This is a genomic window from Curtobacterium sp. NPDC088465, from assembly GCF_044753165.1.
GTDB lineage: Bacteria > Actinomycetota > Actinomycetes > Actinomycetales > Microbacteriaceae > Curtobacterium.
The window spans coordinates 80,281-97,905 of record NZ_JBIVMR010000002.1 but is presented as its reverse complement, the minus strand read 5'-3'; the positions used below and the strand labels follow the sequence as shown (position 1 = coordinate 97,905).

The 17,625-nt window shown below is 71.5% G+C and carries 12 protein-coding genes and 1 other RNA gene; 4 read left to right on the top strand and 9 right to left on the bottom strand.

Features of this window, described 5'->3' with window-relative positions:
• A complete protein-coding gene (locus ACIP6W_RS07815) occupies nt 1-1,305 on the top strand; it encodes an LLM class flavin-dependent oxidoreductase (RefSeq protein WP_400428954.1) in 1,305 nt (434 codons plus the stop codon).
• A gap of 20 nt (nt 1,306-1,325) precedes the next feature.
• Here the strand turns inward: ACIP6W_RS07815 and ACIP6W_RS07810 are convergent, their stop codons facing one another.
• The 7 genes from ACIP6W_RS07810 to ACIP6W_RS07780 all read right to left on the bottom strand — a co-directional run bounded on the left by ACIP6W_RS07810 (nt 1,326) and on the right by ACIP6W_RS07780 (nt 7,666).
• Complete coding sequence (locus ACIP6W_RS07810; RefSeq protein WP_400428952.1) at nt 1,326-2,168, bottom strand: hypothetical protein; 843 nt, start codon at nt 2,166-2,168, stop codon at nt 1,326-1,328.
• A 174-nt stretch (nt 2,169-2,342) separates the two neighbouring features.
• Nucleotides 2,343-2,720: a transfer-messenger RNA gene (ssrA, locus tag ACIP6W_RS07805) on the bottom strand.
• Between the two features lie 132 nt (nt 2,721-2,852).
• Complete coding sequence (gene smpB / locus ACIP6W_RS07800; protein WP_066654782.1) at nt 2,853-3,329, bottom strand: SsrA-binding protein SmpB; 477 nt, start codon at nt 3,327-3,329, stop codon at nt 2,853-2,855.
• A gap of 213 nt (nt 3,330-3,542) precedes the next feature.
• On the bottom strand, nt 3,543-4,457 hold the full coding sequence (gene ftsX, locus ACIP6W_RS07795) for a permease-like cell division protein FtsX (protein ID WP_209682249.1): 915 nt from the start codon (nt 4,455-4,457) through the stop codon (nt 3,543-3,545).
• A complete protein-coding gene (ftsE, locus tag ACIP6W_RS07790) occupies nt 4,454-5,212 on the bottom strand; it encodes a cell division ATP-binding protein FtsE (protein ID WP_066654786.1) in 759 nt (252 codons plus the stop codon). The genes ftsX and ftsE overlap by 4 nt, the downstream gene beginning before the upstream one ends.
• 72 nt (nt 5,213-5,284) lie before the next feature.
• Nucleotides 5,285-6,394: a peptide chain release factor 2 gene (prfB, locus tag ACIP6W_RS07785; RefSeq protein ID WP_066654787.1), complete on the bottom strand. Its 1,110-nt coding sequence runs from the start codon at nt 6,392-6,394 to the stop codon at nt 5,285-5,287.
• A 108-nt stretch (nt 6,395-6,502) separates the two neighbouring features.
• Nucleotides 6,503-7,666, bottom strand: a complete 1,164-nt coding sequence (locus ACIP6W_RS07780; RefSeq protein WP_400428950.1) for a cysteine desulfurase family protein — start codon at nt 7,664-7,666, stop codon at nt 6,503-6,505.
• Nucleotides 7,667-7,726: 60 nt separating this feature from the next.
• Between ACIP6W_RS07780 and ACIP6W_RS07775 the strand changes: the two genes are divergently transcribed.
• The 3 genes from ACIP6W_RS07775 (at nt 7,727) to glgB (ending at nt 14,634) form a co-directional block, all read left to right on the top strand.
• Nucleotides 7,727-9,781, top strand: coding sequence for a glycogen-debranching protein (locus ACIP6W_RS07775; RefSeq protein WP_066654790.1), 2,055 nt, complete (start codon nt 7,727-7,729; stop codon nt 9,779-9,781).
• Nucleotides 9,782-9,934: 153 nt separating this feature from the next.
• Complete coding sequence (locus ACIP6W_RS07770; RefSeq protein WP_400428948.1) at nt 9,935-11,935, top strand: maltotransferase domain-containing protein; 2,001 nt, start codon at nt 9,935-9,937, stop codon at nt 11,933-11,935.
• Nucleotides 11,932-14,634, top strand: coding sequence for a 1,4-alpha-glucan branching protein GlgB (gene glgB, locus ACIP6W_RS07765; protein ID WP_400428946.1), 2,703 nt, complete (start codon nt 11,932-11,934; stop codon nt 14,632-14,634). The genes ACIP6W_RS07770 and glgB overlap by 4 nt, the downstream gene beginning before the upstream one ends.
• Before the next feature lie 219 nt (nt 14,635-14,853).
• Here the strand turns inward: glgB and ACIP6W_RS07760 are convergent, their stop codons facing one another.
• Nucleotides 14,854-15,888: a tetratricopeptide repeat protein gene (locus ACIP6W_RS07760; RefSeq protein WP_271826048.1), complete on the bottom strand. Its 1,035-nt coding sequence runs from the start codon at nt 15,886-15,888 to the stop codon at nt 14,854-14,856.
• A complete protein-coding gene (locus ACIP6W_RS07755) occupies nt 15,885-17,624 on the bottom strand; it encodes a hypothetical protein (RefSeq protein ID WP_400428944.1) in 1,740 nt (579 codons plus the stop codon). The genes ACIP6W_RS07760 and ACIP6W_RS07755 overlap by 4 nt, the downstream gene beginning before the upstream one ends.
• Between the last annotated feature and the right edge of the window lies 1 nt (nt 17,625).

Below are 17,625 nucleotides of genomic sequence, written 5' to 3'. Positions count from 1 at the left end.
GTGGGCGACCTGCAGCACTTCGGGTACTTCTTCTCGCGGGGGTTCGGCCCGCAGGCCTGGGGACGGTCCGACTGGGACTGGGGCCACGACTGGACGAAGCCCGACCTGTACCAGCAGTCCGTCCGGGCGCTCGAGCAGGCGGGGATGGACCTCGTGATCGCCGAGGACGCGATCTCCCTCGGCAGTCCGGCGACCCTCGACCTGCGGATCCGGCAGGCGTACGGCGGTCCGAAGCACGACCCGCTGCTGCTCGCGCCGTACCTGTTCGCGGTGACGCAGCACATCGGCATCGCACCGACGGTGAACGCCGGCATCACACCGCCGTACCTCGCCGCGCGGCAGGCCGCGACACTCGCGCACCTGTCCTCGGACCGCTTCGGGCTGAACGTCGTGACCGACACCGGCAGCGCCCGGCACGTCGGTGCGGCACCGCTCCCGCACGACGCCGCGTACGACCGCGCCGAGGAGTGGATCACGCTGCTCCGACGGCTCTGGCACTCGTGGAGCGACGGCTACGTCGGGGACCCGACGGACTGGCACTTCGCCGACGGCGACGCACTCGACGCGTTCCACCACGAGGGCGCGTACTTCACCGCCGACGGCCCGCTCAATGCGCTCCCGCTCGACGCTGACCCGATCGTGGTCTCCCCCGGCGGATCCGGACGCGGGCTCGGGTTCGCCGGGACGCACTCGGACGTGCAGCTCGCACTCGCACCGTTGACGGCCGAGGCGGTCCGTGCGTACCGGTCCCGGGTGCTGACCGCCGCGGCCGACGCCGGGCGCAGCGCGGACGACCTGCGGGTGCTGTTCGTGCTCAAGCCGGTCCTGGTGCCCTCGGTCGAGGAGGCCGAGCGGGTCGTCGCCGCGTCACGACACCCGTCGGATGCCGATCTCCGAGCCGCCGCCGTCGCGTGGTCGAGCGACTCCGAGACGGACCTGCTCGCCCTCGACCTGGACGCACCGATCCCGGACGGGACCTTCGGCGACCACGTGTCCGCGGGCACGGTCCGTGGGCTGGTCGGGGACACGCCGGACGCGCCCCTCCGGGAACTCCTGACCCGGAAGGCCCGGCTCGGGCGGATCAGCGCGCGCGAGGGGTTCGTCGGGACGGCCGAGGAGTTCGCGGACTTCGTGGAGGAGCTCGGGGCGGACGCGGACAACGACGGGTTCATCCTGTCCGGCGACCTGCACCCGGCGCAGGTGTACCGGCTGACGGGCGACCTCGTGCCCGCACTGCGCCGCCGGGGGCTGCTGCGCCGGGAGTACGGCGACGGCGGCCTGCGGGCGAACCTGTTCGACTTCTGACCCGGCCCTACCGCGTGGTCCTACTGCTTCTTGTCGGACTGCTTCTTGTCGGACTGCTTCTTGTCGGACTGCTTCTTGTCGGACTTCTTCTTCTTGTCCTTCTTCTTCTTGTCCTTCTTCTTCTTGTCCTTCTTCTTCTTGTCGGACTGCTTCTCGTCCTCGTCCTCGTCCTCGGGCTTCGTGCCCTCGTCCTGCTCGCCGGGCTGTTCCGCCGGGAAGTCGTCGTCGACCACCGTGCGCGAGGCGCGGACACCGGAGGGCGCGATCCCGTCGACCGGCTCGACCACGACGGACGTGCCGGTGTCCGAGAGCACGTCGACCTGCTGCTCCTCGACCACGGGTGCCCGGGCGTCCTCGACCCGCTCCACCACGAGCTCCGCCCCGTCCTCGGCGAGCCGCAGGAGCGCCTGGGCAGCACGGACCCGCGTGGTGGTCCTCCGTGCGAGCACGTCGGCCCGGGCTCCCTCGAGGAACCCACGCAGCGCCAGCTCCACCGCCGAGCGACCACGCGGCGCCGACCGATCGAGGCGGTCGAACTCGCCGGCGATGCCCGCGTCGTCGTCCTCGACGTGCTCGTCGCGCACCGACGTCACCAGCGCGGCCACCGCCGACGCTGCCCGTTCCACCGCGGCCGAGCGCTGGTCGAGCACGACGAGCATCTCGAACACGGTGCCGTACGACACCGTCTCGAGGCGCACCGGCTCGGCACCACGACCGCGGACGACGAGCCGTGACCCGGGCGTCGGCAGCCAGGCGACGACGGCGGCGACGGTCGCGACGGACCCCACGATCCGCTCGTACTCCGCCAGTCCCAGACGGTCCTGCTCGCGCAGACGGACTCGGATCGCGATCTCCTGCACCACGTGCTGCCCTCCCGGTCGGGTCGACGCAGGACCAGCCCCGCGCTCGCTCCGGACAGTAGTCCGGGACCCCGGGGGAACGACGAACGCCCCGGCGCCGTCCTGGGGGACGACGACGGGGCGTTCGGGTGGCGATCTCGGTTCGATCAGCGCGACAGCGGCTCGACGGTACGGCGTTGGTGGAGATGGGGGGAATCGAACCCCCGTCCATCGCTGCGGTTCGACGTCTTCTACGGGCGTATCCGGATGAGTCGTTCTGCTCGGCCCCGTCCTTTGCTACCGGCTTCTAGGACGACGGGCCCAGTCTCAGTGCAAGTCCCGCACGGCCCTGAGGCGCAACCGTGCAGCAAGTCCTCTGGATGACGCCGGAACTCAGGTTAGAAGACGATCACCTGGCCGACGGACTTCATGTGCTGGGCTGCTTACGCAGCGAGAGCGAAGTCAGTGCGCTTGGAATTGGCACTTGTTGTTTTCCACGGATCGTTCACGAGATGACCGTGGGTCCTCGGCCCGCTTCCCGTCGGCACACAGGCAATGTCGAAACCGATCATCCCCGTACGGGCCGTGACGTGCGAGCCGCTGTCACGCTGTTGAGTTGCCAATGCTCCCCGTGAGGAGCGGACCCCAGCCTAGCGGGGTGTGCTGGACGACGCCACCGACGTTCGCCGAGGGCTCACCCCGCCGCGCTCACTCGCCGAGGCGGTTGCGCGAGCGCATGGCGCGCTCGGCCTCGCGCTTGTCGGTCTTCTCGCGCAGGGCCTGACGCTTGTCGAACTCGCGCTTGCCCTTGGCGACCGCGATCTCGACCTTCGCCCGGCCGTCGTGGAAGTAGATCTTCATCGGCACGAGCGTGTACCCGCCCTGCGCGGTCTTGTGCGAGATCTTCACGATCTGCTGCTTGTGCAGGAGGAGCTTGCGCTTCCGCCGCGGCGCGTGGTTGTTCCACGTCCCCTCGGTGTACTCGGGGATGTGCACGGAGTCGAGCCAGGCCTCGCCACCGTCGATGAACGCGTAGCCGTCGACGAGTGAGGCCCGCCCCTCGCGGAGGGACTTCACCTCGGTACCCGAGAGCACCATGCCCGCCTCGTACGTGTCCTCGATCAGGTAGTCGTGGCGCGCGCGACGGTTGGTCGCCACGATCTTCTCGCCGCGTTCCTTCGCCATGGTGACTCCCTTCGTGACCGGGCACGGGCCCCGGTGCTGCTGCGCAGCCCTACAGCCTAGTGAACACGACGACCGCGGCGCACCTTCCCGGCGCGCCGCGGTGCGCCGGCAACCCCAGGCTCGCGCAGGCGGACACGTTCATGGCAGGACCACCGCGAAGATGTCCGCCACGGCGAGCCTCGCGCCGGACGATCGACCGCCGCCCGGGCCGGGTCAGACGCGCAGGTACCGGCGGATCGCGATGAGCGCCGAGACCCCGGCCAGGAGCACGCCGATCACGATCACCGCGGGCACGACCACGGCCGCGTCGCTCATGCCGATGAAGGCGGTGCCGGAGAACCGCTGCGCCAGGTAGTTCCGGACGAAGAACCAGACCACCGCGGTGATCGCGCCACCGGCGAGCACCGCTCCGATCGCGGCGGCGATCACCCCCTCGAGCACGAAGGGTGTCTGGATGAACCGGTTCGACGCCCCGACCAGGCGCATGATGCCGAGCTCGCGTCGCCTGCTGAACGCCGAGAGTCGGATGGTGGTCGCGATGAGCAGCACGGCCGCCACGAGCATCAGCGACGCGATGCCGATCGCCGTGTACGACGATGCGTTGAGCAGGTTGAAGATCGGCTGCAGGTACCCGCGCTGGTCGACGACGCTCTGCACGCCGGCGACCTTCGACAGGCTCTCGACGAGCACGTCCGCCTGCGACGGGTTCTTCAGGTTCACCCAGAAGGTCTCGTTGAGGTACTCCGGCTTCACGAACTCGGTCGCGGGCGAGTCCTTGAACTGCTCCTTGAACCGCGTGAACGCCTGGTCCTGGTCCTCGTAGTACGTCTTCTCGATGTACGGCTTCAGGGTGGACGAGTCGAGCTGCGCCTGGACCTGCTCGCGCTGGTCCTCGGTCGCCTTGGCACCGGTGCAGTTGCCGGTGGTGTCGGTGTCGGTGCACAGGTACACCGCGACCTGCGCCCGGTCGTACCAGTACCCCTTCATCTGGTTGATCTGCATCTGCAGCAGGATCGCCGTGCCCACGAAGGTGAGCGAGATGAAGGTCACCAGGACGACCGAGACCACCATCGACGCGTTGCGCCGCAGGCCCGAGCCGACCTCGGACATGACGAGCCCGAGCCTCATCGGATGAGCCCCGGGATCGTCTGGATGCCGGTCGTGTTCGAGACGCCGGAGCCGCGCTGGATCGGCAGCGCCTGCGTCTGGTACCCGCCGGACTGCTCGTCGCGCAGGACGGTGCCGTTCGAGAGCTCGATGACCCGGCGCTGCATCTGGTTCACGATGCTGGCGTCGTGCGTCGCCATGAGCACGGTGGTGCCTCCCTGGTTGATGCGTTCGAGGAGCGCCATGATGCCCGCCGAGGTGGTCGGGTCGAGGTTGCCGGTGGGCTCGTCGGCCAGCAGGATCGCCGGCTTGTTGACGACCGCACGGGCGATCGCGACGCGCTGCTGCTCACCGCCGGAGAGCTCGTGCGGCATCCGGGTGGCCTTGCCGGCCAGGCCGACGAGCTTGAGCACGTCGGTGACGGCCTCGCTGATGAAGCCCTTGCTCTTGCCGATCACCTGGAGCGAGAACGCGACGTTGTCGAAGACGTTCTTGTTCGGCAGGAGCCGGAAGTCCTGGAAGACCACACCGAGGTTGCGGCGGAAGTACGGGACCTTGCGCGACGACAGCGCGCCGAGGCGCTGGCCGAGCACGTGGATCTGCCCGCGGGTCGGCTTCTCCTCCTTGAGCACGAGACGGAGGAAGCTCGACTTGCCGGAGCCGGACGCGCCGACGAGGAAGACGAACTCACCCTTGAGGATCTCGAGGGAGAGGTCGTCGAGCGCGGGACTCGGGTTGCCCGAGTAGACCTTGGTGACCTGGTCGAATTTGATCATGACCGGATCAGGCTAGGTCGGGTGGGCCGGAAGTCAACCGAGGCGCGCGGCTCGACTCCCCCGCGAGCTCGCTCAGGAATCGTCGCCCTGCTTGCGCCAGCGGATGCCCGCGTTGATGAAGCCGTCCAGGTCCCCGTCGAACACCGACGACGGGTTGTTGACCTCGTGCTCGCTCCGGAGGTCCTTGACCATCTGGTACGGCGCGAGGACGTACGAGCGGATCTGGTCGCCCCAGCTCGCCGTGATGTTGCCGGCGAGCTCCTTCTTCTTCGCGTTCTCCTCCTCCTTCTTCAGGAGCAGCAGGCGCGACTGCAGCACGCGCATGGCGGCTGCGCGGTTCTGGATCTGCGACTTCTCGTTCTGCATGGACACGACGGTGCCGGTCGGCAGGTGGGTCAGGCGGACGGCGGAGTCGGTGGTGTTGACCGACTGGCCACCGGGGCCGGAGGACCGGAACACGTCGACCCGGATGTCGTTCTCCGGGATGTCGATGACCGCGGTCTCCGGCATGAGCGGGATGACCTCGACCGCGGCGAACGAGGTCTGGCGCTTGCCCGCGGCACCGAACGGCGACATGCGGACGAGGCGGTGCGTGCCGGCCTCGACCGAGAGCGTGCCGAAGGCGTACGGCGCGTCGACCTCGAACGTCGCGGACTTGATGCCCGCTTCCTCCGCGTAGGAGGTGTCCATGACGGTGGTCTTGAAGCCGTGCTGCTCGGCGTAGCGCAGGTACATGCGGAGGAGCATCTCGGCGAAGTCCGCCGCATCGACACCGCCGGCACCGGCGCGGATCGTGATCACCGCGGGGCGCTCGTCGTACTCGCCGTCGAGGAGGGTCTGCACCTCGAGGTCGCCCATGGTCTTCTGGATGGCCTTGAGCTCGTCCTGCGCCTCGGCCGCGGAGTCGGCGTCGTCGGCCTCGTTCGCCATCTCGACGAGGACCTCGAGGTCGTCGATGCGCTGCTCGGTGTCGGTCATCTTCCGGAGCTCGGCCTGCTTGTGCGAGAGCGCGCTCGTCACCTGCTGCGCGTGCTCGACGTCGTCCCACAGGTCCTGGGCACCCGCCTGCTCGCTCAGTTCGGCGATCTCGCGCTGGAGCCGGTCGACGTCGACGACCGAGCGGATGTTGCCGAAGGTCTCGCGGAGGGCGGACAGCTGCTCGGTGAAGTCAAGTTCGACCATGGTCACCGATCCTACCGGTGCCCACCGGCCGGGAGGCTCGCCGCACTGCGCCGTGTGGGCTCGCGTCCGGCAGGTGGCCGCTGTGGAGAGCCGTGGGGACCTGGTCGCTCAGCGTCCGAGCAGAGGCGTCCGGGACGCCAGGCCGGCTGCGCCGGCCCGGGCGACCGCGTCGGGCAGCGCGGCGAGGAAGGCGTCGACGTCGGCCTCGGTCGAGGTGTGCCCGAGCGTGATGCGCAGGGCGCCGCGGGCCTCGTCCTCGGACAGGCCCATGCCGAGCAGCACGTGCGACGCCTCGGGAATGCCGGCCTGGCAGGCGGACCCGGTCGACACGGCGACCCCGGCCGCGTCGAGCAGGAACAGCAGCGAGTCGCCCTCGCACCCGGGGAAGGTGAAGTGGGCGTTGCCGGGGAGCCGGTCGACCGGGTCGCCCATGAGCACGGCGGTCGGGACGCGTTCCAGGACCCCCGCGACGAGCCGGTCGCGCAGGGCCGACGCGTCGTGCAGCCCGGCGTCGGCGGCGACCCCGAAGGCCGCCGCCGCCGGGGCGTCCTGCGTCCCGCTGCGGACCTGTCGCTGCTGGCCACCGCCGTGGATGAGCGGCTCGACCGTCGCACGGCGCCCGAGGACCAGCGCGCCGATCCCGACCGGCCCACCGATCTTGTGCGCCGACACGCTGAGCGCGTCGAGGCCGGAGGCCGCGAACGACACCGGGACCTGCCCGTACGCCGCGACGGCGTCGCTGTGCACCGGCACACCGGCGGCGTGCGCCAGCTCGACGATGCGGTCGACCGGCTGCAGGGTCCCGACCTCGTTGTTCGCCCACAGGAACGTGACCAGGGCGACGTCCGAGGCGTCGGCGAGCCGTGCCTCCAGGCCGACGAGGTCGACGCGACCCTGCGCGTCCAGCGGGACCACGTCGACGACGGCGCCCTCGTGGCGCTCGAGCCACTCGACCGTGTCGACGGTGGCGTGGTGCTCGCCCGCCGGCACGACGATGCGCGGCCGCGGACGGTCCTGCTGCCGCGCCCAGTACAGCCCCTTGACCGCGAGGTTGATGCTCTCGGTGCCGCCGGAGGTGAAGACGACCTCGACCGGCTCCGCGTCGAGCGACCGGGCGACCGCGGCGCGACCGTCCTCGAGCAGCATCTTCGCGCGCTGGCCGGCGCTGTGGATCGACGACGGGTTGCCCACCGTGGCCAGGGCCCGGGTGAACGCGGCGAGCGCCGCGGGCAGGATGGGCGTCGTCGCCGCGTGGTCGAGGTAGACCGGCATGACTGCGCCCCTTCCGTGTGCGTTCACAGGATACCTCCGGCCCCTCGTACCCTGGTCGTCATGCACCGCACCGCGATCGACGAGACCCCCGGCTTCCGCCTCGGTGACGGCGTGCCCCGCTTCTCGGTGCGTTCCGCCTCCGCGACCGCGGTGACCCTCGTGGTCGTCGACGCCGACGGTGTCGAGACCCGCCACGTCCTGTCGCGGACCGACGGCACCGACCGGTGGGCGGCGGAGACGCCGGACGTGCGGCCGGGCGATCGGTACCACCTGCTCGTCGACGGTCCGGACGGACCCCGCCACGCGTTCGACCCCGCGCGACCGCTGCTCGACCCGTACGCGCGTGGCATCGTCCCCGCGGCGACGGTCGCTGGGAGCGGCGGCCCACGGTGGACGAGCGTCGTGGTCGACGATGCCTTCGACTGGGGCGGTGTGCCGAAGCCCGACGTCCCCCTGGACCGGACCGTCGTGTACGAGGCGAACGTCCGCACGCTCACCGCTGCGAACCCCGACGTCCCCGAGCACCTGCGCGGGACGTACGCCGGCGTCGCGCACCCGAGCACCATCGCCCACCTGCGCCGCATCGGCGTGACGACCCTCGAGCTGCTGCCCGTGCACGCGTTCGACACCGAGGCGTGGCTCCGGGACGCCGGTCGCGAGAACGCGTGGGGCTACAACACCCTCGGGTTCTTCGCACCGCACGCGGCCCACGCCTCGTCGGACGCCCGTGCCGCGGGTGCCTCCGCGGTGCTCCGCGAGTTCAAGGGCATGGTGCGACTCCTGCACGAGGCGGGCATCCAGGTGCTGCTCGACGTCGTCTACAACCACACCGCCGAGGAGGGCACCGGCGGACCCACCACCTCGCTGCGCGGCATCGACGGGGCGGGGCGGTACCGCTGGACCGAGGACGGTGCGTCGTACTACGACACCACCGGCTGCGGGAACACGCTCGACACCTCGGTCGAGGCCACCGCGGACATGGTCGTCGAGAGCCTGCGCTACTGGGCGCGCGAGGTGCAGGTCGACGGGTTCCGGTTCGACCTGATGGCGGCGCTCGCCCGCGACGAGCACCACGTGTTCGACCCGGCGCACCCGTTGCTCGAGCGCATCCGGCAGCACCCGGACCTGCAGGACGTGCTCGTCGTCGCCGAGCCGTGGGACGTCGGTCCCGACGGGTGGCGCACGGGGGCGTTCGGCCCCGGCACGAGCGAGTGGAACGACGGGTTCCGGAACACCGTCCGCCAGTTCTGGCTGACCGACGTCGCCGAGGAACGCCGGAACGGCACCCCGCAGGCGGGCATCGGTCGGCTCGCCGAGGCGCTCACCGGGTCCCGCGGCACCTTCGGCCAGGAGCGCGGCCCCCTCGCGAGCGTCAACTTCGTCACGGCCCACGACGGCTTCACGCTGCTCGACCTCGTCTCGCACGACCGCAAGCACAACGAGGCGAACGGCGAGGACGGGCGGGACGGGTCCGACGACAACCGCTCGTTCAACCACGGGATCGAGGGCGACACGGCCGACCGCGGGGTGCGTGCCGCCCGGGGCCGGTCGATGCGGAACCTCGTCGGCACCCTGATGCTCTCGGCGGGCATCCCGATGCTGACCGCCGGCGACGAGCGCAGCAGGACGCAGCACGGCAACAACAACGCCTACGTCGTGTCCGACGACCTGACCGCCGTCGACTGGTCGGACGACGAGGACGCCGAGGCGATGACCGAGGCGGTCGCGGCGCTCACGCGGCTGCGCGCAGCGCACCCGGCGCTCCGGCCGACGCGCTTCGGGGTCGAGGGGCGGGAGACGCCCGGAGCGTCGCGCATGGCGTGGTACGGACCGGACGGGCAGCCGATGACCCCCGAGGGGTGGGACCAACCCATCCACCGGGTCGTGCAGTACTTCGCCGAGTCGACCCCGGAGCACGAGCCGTTCGACCGGGTGCTCGTGGTCGTGCACGGCAGCGGGCGGACGCGGGACCTGACGCTGCCGGCGCGCCAGGACGTGCTCGGGTACCGGTTGGCCTGGTCGAGCGAGAAGCACCGCGACCACGAGCGGCTCCGGCCGGGCGGGCAGGTCTTCACCGCGTACGGCCCCGGCATCCACGTCTTCGAGGTGGCGTAGGGCGGTCGTGGCCCTCCGCGCGCCCGTCCGGGGAAGGAACGGGCGACGGAGCCCGCACGTGCGCGTCCTGCACAGGCCGTGTGACGCGCCCGACACTGCACAGGGAACGCGTTCCGGGGAACGCGAGCGCTCCGGCCGGGTAGCGTCGCCTCCGTGGCCACCGCAGATCGACCCCGCCGACCGAAGATCGGACGCATCCCGATCACCCAGCTCGCGCCGACGACCCCGAACGGGTTCCCGGGCAAGGCGTTCGACGGCGAGGTGATCACGTTCGGCGCGACCGTCTTCCGCGAGGGCCACGGGATCATCGGCGCCGACCTCGTGCTCGAACGCCCGGACGGCGGCACACGCACCGTGCCGATGCTGCTCGGCGCCCCCGGCACGGACCGCTACGAGGCCACCGTGCAGGTCGACCACGTCGGCGTCTGGACGTGGCACGTCGAGTCGTTCTCCGACGACTGGGCGACGTGGCTGCACGCCGCCCGGCTCAAGATCGCCGCCGGTGTCGACACCGAGGCGACGCTCCTCGACGGCGCCGTCCTGCTCGACCGACTCGCCGCCGAGACCGACTCCAGCGCCGCCGTCCGCGCGGCCGAGCAGCTGCGGGACACCGACCTCGAGCCGACCGAGCGCCTCACGGCCGTCGACGACCCGCGCATCACGGGTGAGGTCGAGGACTCCCCGCTGACCTCGCTCCGGACGCACTCCCCCACGCAGCTCCTCGACGTCGAGCGGCAGCGCGCGGGCGTCGGCGCCTGGTACGAGTTCTTCCCCCGCAGCGAAGGGGCGAAGAAGAACGCCGACGGCTCGTGGAGGAGCGGCGACTTCCGCACCGCGGCCCGCCGGCTCCCGGCCGTCGCGCGCATGGGCTTCGACGTGGTCTACCTCCCGCCGATCCACCCGATCGGCACCACGGCGCGCAAGGGCCCGAACAACACGCTCACCCCGGGACCGCACGACCCGGGCAGCCCGTGGGCGATCGGTGGTCCCGAGGGCGGGCACGACGCGATCCACCCCGACCTCGGCACCGAGGACGACTTCCGCGTCTTCGTCGAGACGGCGAAGAACAGCGGGATGGAGGTCGCGCTCGACTTCGCACTCCAGTGCTCCCCCGACCACCCGTGGGTGGACCAGCACCCCGAGTGGTTCACGGTCCGGGCGGACGGGTCGATCGCCACGGCCGAGAACCCGCCGAAGCGGTACCAGGACATCTACCCGATCCAGTTCGACAGCGACCCCGAGGGCATCGTCACCGAGGTCCTGCGGGTCCTCGAGCACTGGATCGCGTTCGGGATCCGCATCTTCCGCGTCGACAACCCGCACACCAAGCCGCTCTGGTTCTGGGAACGCGTCATCCGCGAGGTCCGCGACCAGCACCCGGACACGGTGTTCCTCGCCGAGGCCTTCACCCGCCCGGCGATGATGCGCGCCCTGGCCGAGGCCGGGTTCCAGCAGTCGTACACGTACTTCACGTGGCGGAACACGAAGGAGGAGATCGAGGACTACTTCTCCGAGCTCAGCCACGAGACGAGCGCCTACCTGCGCCCGAACCTCTTCGTGAACACCCCCGACATCCTCACCGAGTACCTGCAGTTCGGCGGTCGCGCCGGTTACAAGGTGCGCGCCGCGCTCGCCGCGACCGGGGCGCCGACCTGGGGCATGTACGCCGGGTACGAGCTCTTCGAGGACGTCGCACGCCCGGGGTCCGAGGAGAACATCGACAACGAGAAGTACGAGTACAAGCCGCGCGACTTCGCCCTGGCCGAGGCCGAGGGCGCGAGCCTCGCGCCGTACGTCACGATGCTCAACCGCTTCCGTCAGGCCCACCCCGCGCTGCGTCAGCTCCGGAACCTGCACGTCCACGACGCCGAGGACCCGGCGATCGTCGTCTACTCGAAGCACCTGCCCGCCGAGTTCATCCGGTCGGGCCGCGCGGACACGGTGATCGTCGTCGCGAACGTCGACCCGCACTCGGCGCGCGAGACCACCGTGCACCTCGACCTCGCCGCGCTCGGGCTGCCGAACGAGCAGCCGTTCGTCGTCCGCGACGTCGTCACCGGGCAGCGCTGGGAGTGGGGTTCGTCCAACTACGTCCGCCTCGACGCCTTCCAGGAGCCCGTGCACCTGCTCGTCGTGGAGGGACCCGTCCGATGACCGACAGCGACCCGAAGGGGACCCCGCCGATGGGCTCCGACCGTCCCACCCCCGCCACCCCGGACCGAGGCCAGGGGCCGAGCGTCCCGCCGGTGCCGCCCCCGCCGCCGCCCGTGACCCGCTCCCGTGCCCCAGGCGTGGTCCGGCCGGCCGACCAACCGGCCCCCCGGTACGAGCCTCGGGTCTCGGCACCGCACGAGGACCTCCCCGGCGCCGCGCCCGTGGCGAAGGAGACGCCGGACCGCGGGGTCCCGGAGTCGGCGACCCTCGCCGGCGCAGCTCGTGACGGCTCCCCGGCACCGACCGGTCCGGAGCACACGGACCCGACCGGTCTGTCGGCGGACGGCGCGGACGCACCGCTCTCCGAGGGCGGACGCTCGGCGGCACCGGGAGCGACGGCGACCGCGGCGGACCTCGTCCCAGCACCCGAGTCCGCAGCACCACAGCCCGCGGCACCGCAGCACGCAGCACCGCAGCACGTAGCGCCCGCCGGCGGCTCCGACGTCGCCCCGACCTCGGGAGCGGCTCCCCGGCCGGCGCCGGTCGAGGACTGGCTCCGCCAGCAGGTGGCCGAGGGCCGTTGGTCCCAGCCGCACGACGTGCTCGGTCCGCACCCGGTGGACGGGGGCACGAGCGTGCGCGTCGTCCGGCACCTCGCGACGGCCGTCCGCATCGTGCGCCCCGACGGCGACGACGTCGAACTGACCCACGAGGGCGACGGTCTCTGGGCGGGCGCCACGACCGGCACGCTCGGTCGGTACCGCGTCGAGGCCGACTACGACCTCGACGAGTCCACCGACGCCGACGACGCGACGTGGACCACCGACGACGCCTACCGCTTCGCGCCGACCATCGGCGAGCTCGACCTCCACCTGCTCGGCGAGGGCCGTGACGAGCAGCTCTGGCAGCACCTCGGCGCGCACGTCCGCACCGTCGACGGCGTCGACGGCGTCGCGTTCACCGTGTGGGCACCCCGCGCCACCGCCGTCCGCGTGATCGGGGACTTCGAGGGGTGGGAGGGCCGCACCACCGCGATGCGTCGCCTGAACGACCTCGGCGTGTGGGAGCTCTTCTGGCCCGGCGCCCTCGTCGGGCAGCGGTACAAGTTCCAGATCCTCACCGACTCCGGCTGGGTCGAGCGAGCGGACCCGTTCGCCCGACGCACCGAGGTCCCGCCGCTGACCGCCTCGGTCGTCACCGCCTCCGACCACACGTGGTCCGACGGCGACACCGCCTGGATGGCGCGTCGAGCGCAGACGACGACCCACGATGCGCCGATGAGCGTCTACGAGGTGCACCTCGGATCGTGGCGCCCCGGGCTCTCCTACCGCGAGGCCGCCGATGCGCTCATCGGCCACGTGCAGCACCTCGGGTTCACCCACGTCGAGTTCCTGCCGCTCGCCGAGCACCCGTTCGGTGGCTCGTGGGGCTACCAGGTCACCGGGTACTACGCTCCGACCGCGCGCTTCGGCACGCCGGACGACCTGCGCTACCTGATCGACCGCCTGCACAGCGCCGGCATCGGCGTGATCATGGACTGGGTACCGGGACACTTCCCGAAGGACGAGTGGGCACTCGCGAAGTTCGACGGCTACGCGCTGTTCGAGCACCCGGATCCGCGTCGCGGTGAGCAGCTCGACTGGGGCACCTTCGTGTTCGACTTCGGGCACCCGCAGGTCCGCAACTTCCTGGTGGCGAACGCGCTCTACTGGTTCGAGGAGTTCCACATCGACGGCCTGCGGGTCGACGCCGTGGCCTCGATGCTGTACCTCGACTACTCCCGCACCGAGTGGCTGCCGAACATCCACGGCGGTCGCGAGAACCTCGAGGCGATCTCGTTCCTGCAGGAGACGAACGCCACGGCCTACAAGCGCTACCCCGGCATCGTGATGATCGCCGAGGAGAGCACCTCGTGGCCCGGGGTCACCCAGCCGACGAGCGCCGGCGGGCTCGGCTTCGGCCAGAAGTGGAACATGGGCTGGATGCACGATTCGCTGCAGTACATCGAGCGTGACCCGGCGTACCGCGCGTACCACCACGACGAGATCACGTTCTCGCTGGTCTACGCCTTCAGTGAGCAGTTCACCCTGCCGATCAGCCACGACGAGGTCGTGCACGGGAAGGGCTCGCTCTACGGGAAGATGCCCGGCGACGAGTGGCAGAAGCTCGCGAACGTCCGGGCCTACCTCGCGTTCATGTGGGCGCACCCCGGCAAGCAACTGCTCTTCATGGGCCAGGAGTTCGCCCAGCCGTCGGAGTGGTCCGAGGCCCGGGGGCTGGACTGGTGGCTCCTCGACGATCCGGGACACCTCGGCGTGCAGGACCTCGTGGCGTCGCTGAACCGCGTCTACAAGGAGACCCCGGCGCTGTGGACGCACGACTCCTCCCCCGAGGGCTTCGAGTGGATCGAGGGCGGCGACGCGCCGCACTCGACGCTCGGGTTCCTCCGGAAGGACGGCGACGACCGCCTCGCGGTCTTCGTGAACTTCTCCGGGGTACCCGTCGAGCGCCGGTTCGGGCTGCCCGCTGCGGGCACCTGGCACGAGGTGCTCAACACCGACGCCACGGAGTACGGCGGGTCCGGTGTCGGCAACATGGGTTCGGTCACGGCCGACGAGACGCCGTGGGCCGGCCGCCCGGCCTCGGCCCACCTGGTGGTCCCGCCGCTGGGTGCGGTCTGGCTGCGACTGGCCGACTGACCCCGCCGCCGCGCGGACGCGACCACGGGACGGACGGGAGGCCCGGTGCCAGCTGGCACCGGGCCTCCCGTCCGTCGTCCGCCCGTGTCGTCCGCGGTGCACGCCGCGCGAGACGCCCCCGAACACAGGAGACGCCCCCGTTCCCGGGGGCGTCTCGTGGTTCCTGCGGCGTCTCGCACTGACGCCGGCGTCTCGTACCGGCCGACGGTGGCGCGTTGGTCAGTACAGTGCGCTCGCCAGACGGCGCCGTGCCGCGGCCACACGCGGGTCGTCCACCCCGATCAGCTCGAAGTACTCGACGAGCCGGACGCGCAGCGTCTCACGGTCCGCACCGAACACCGTCGGGACCAGGTCGAGCAGCCGCCCGAAGGCGTCCTCGACGTGCCCTCCGCTGACGTCCAGGTCGGCGACGGCCATCTGCGCCTCGACGTCCTGCGGCGCCGCGGCCGCGGCACTGCGGAGCTCGTCGGCCGTGCGACCGTTCAACCGGTCGAGCAACGAGACCTGCGCGAGCCCGGCGACGGCCATCTGGTCGTTCGGGTCCTGCGCGATCGCGGTCTTGTACTCCTGCACGGCGGCGGCGTAGTCGCCCCGCTCGATGGCGTCGTACGCTGCCTGGTGGTGCGGCGGCAGCGGCTCGGGAGCGGGCTCGCCCTGGGGCTCCGTCTCGGCAGCGCCGTCGACGGTGACCCGACCGGTCACGCCGTTCTGCTCGGCAGCGGCGACGACCTGCTCGAAGACGTCGCGCACCTGCGCCTCGGGCAGCGCGCCGACGAAGAGTCCGAGCGGCCGACCACCGATCACGGCGGCCACGGTCGGGATCGACTGCGCCTGGAACGCCTGCACGAGCTGCGGGTTGGTGTCCGCGTCGACCTTGGCGAGCACCACGCGACCGTCGTACTCCGCGGTCAGCTGCTCGAGGATCGGCGAGAGCTGCTTGCACGGCCCGCACCACTCCGCCCAGATGTCGACGATCACCGGGACGACGGACGAGAGCTGCAGGACGTCCTGGAAGCTCTGGTCGGTGACGTCGATGACGAGCGACGGGACGGTCAGGTCGGCATCGGGACCGGCACCGGTCGCCGGGACGCCGCCCGGCACGGCAGCGGCGCCGGCGCCGCCGGTGCCCGCGGCTGCGCCCGGGCCTCCGGCGGGAGCACCCGCTTGCTGCGTCGGCCGCTGAGCGCGGTCGACGAGGGACGACAGGTCGACGGCTCCGCGGAGACCGGACGGGGTCGGGGGGACGTTGGTCATTGCACCTCACTCGCTGCGGTCAGGCCCTGCGTGAACCCGAGCAGGACCACCTTCTCATCACTGCCGACCGGCGGCACGGAGAACAGCAGCTGGACGCTGTACGTCGCGCTGATCCCCTTCGTGCTCGAGTCGACGCCGGAGAGGGCCTTGACCGCCCCCTCGGTGTTGACCTCGGCGCCGGCCGCGGTCGGGGTCACCTTCTCGACCTCGTCGAGCGAGGCCGACACGAGCGCACCCGCACCGTCCGTGGCGATCGCCACGGCGCCGTCGTCGGGCACCTCGGACGAGTACTCGATCTTCGCGGTGTCCGGCAGCGACTCGGCCTTCTTGTCCTTGTACGCCTTGCCGATCGTCGAGCGCAGACCGTCGCCGTCGGAGGCGAAGAGCGAGGCGGAGTCGCTGTCGGAGTCCTTCGCCAGCACGTCGCCGTACGCGGCCGCGATGTCGTCGGGTGCCATGCGCAGGAGCTTCGTGTCCCCGGCGAGCCGTGCCGCACCGATCGACGTCGGCGCCAGGCTCGGGATCTCCGCAGCGGCCTCGAGCGACACGTCGTAGGCGACCTTGTAGTCGTCGCGCGCGCTGTCCTGCACCAGGGTGAGGGCCTGCGGAGCGGTCTTCGCGGAGCAGTCCTCGGCGACGACCGTGAAGATCGTGCGCGGCCAGCTGTCGGTCTGCTGCGGGAGTGCCACGCAGACCTGACCGGCCGAGATCGCGGGCGGCGTCTCGACGTCGGTGTCCTTCTCGCGGATCGCGTAGTTCGCCTTGCGGAAGTCGAGGGCGGCCCCGGTGAAGCGGGTCTCGAGCAGCGTCGCGTCACGGTCGGCATCGGCCTTCGACGCGACCTCGGCGACCCGCTCGACGATCCGGCGGATCTGCTGCTCGGTCGCAGCGGTCGGTTCGGTCGAGTCCGCGGCGCCGGTGGCCGAGGCGGTCGGCGTCGGGGTGGCGCCGGAGCCACCGCCCTGCGGCCAGTAGTCCGACGAGCAGCCCGCGAGACCGAGCGCCCCAACGAGCACGATCGGCACGGCCACCAGGGAACGACGGCCACGACGACCGCGGACCGGCACCTGTGCCCCCGCGGCGGCTGCACGACGCGACGCCCGCACGCGCGGCGGACGCGACCCACCGCTGCGGCGACGCGGACCACGACCACGACGCTGGTGCAGGAACGCCCAGACCAGCAGCGCGACGCCACCGACCAGGAAGAGTCCGCCCGCGACGAGGAGCGGACCGACGGAGGGCGTCGCGGTGTCCCGCGGCCAGGTCACCGACACGTCGGTCGGCGCGGCGTCGGACCCGTCGGCGAGCACCACGACCGAGACGTCGGCGGGCAACCGGACGGTGAACCGCCCCGCACCGTCCCACTCCTGGTACCAGAGGTCGCTGCCCTTCGGGTCCGGCACGGAGTCGGCCGATCCCGTCGTGCGGCCGACCAGGCGGTCCTGCTCGGCGTCGAAGCGCAGGGTGGTGTGCTTCGCGTCACCGATCCACGCGTCGACGTCGGCGGTCCTGCCGTAGGCCGCGAACACCGTCCCGGAACCCGAGACATCGATGCGCTGGTACCCGGGGTTCGCGTTGAGCGTCGACCCCGGGATCACGGTCACCGGGGCCGAGGCCGCGCTCGACGACTCCGCGACGAGCGACGAGGGTGGCGCGAACACGGTGCGCTGCCCGACCGCGAGACCGACGAGCAGCAGACCGATGACGAAACTGACGATCGCCAGGACGAATCGCACG

Coding starts and splice junctions, on each gene's coding strand:
- smpB (WP_066654782.1), bottom strand. CDS start 3,329: ATGGCGAAGGAACGCGGCGAGAAGATCGTGGCGACCAACCGTCGCGCG.
- ACIP6W_RS07780 (WP_400428950.1), bottom strand. CDS start 7,666: ATGCCGGTCTACCTCGACCACGCGGCGACGACGCCCATCCTGCCCGCG.
- prfB (WP_066654787.1), bottom strand. CDS start 6,394: ATGGTCGAACTTGACTTCACCGAGCAGCTGTCCGCCCTCCGCGAGACC.
- ftsE (WP_066654786.1), bottom strand. CDS start 5,212: ATGATCAAATTCGACCAGGTCACCAAGGTCTACTCGGGCAACCCGAGT.
- glgB (WP_400428946.1), top strand. CDS start 11,932: ATGACCGACAGCGACCCGAAGGGGACCCCGCCGATGGGCTCCGACCGT.
- ACIP6W_RS07775 (WP_066654790.1), top strand. CDS start 7,727: ATGCACCGCACCGCGATCGACGAGACCCCCGGCTTCCGCCTCGGTGAC.
- ftsX (WP_209682249.1), bottom strand. CDS start 4,457: ATGAGGCTCGGGCTCGTCATGTCCGAGGTCGGCTCGGGCCTGCGGCGC.
- ACIP6W_RS07760 (WP_271826048.1), bottom strand. CDS start 15,888: ATGACCAACGTCCCCCCGACCCCGTCCGGTCTCCGCGGAGCCGTCGAC.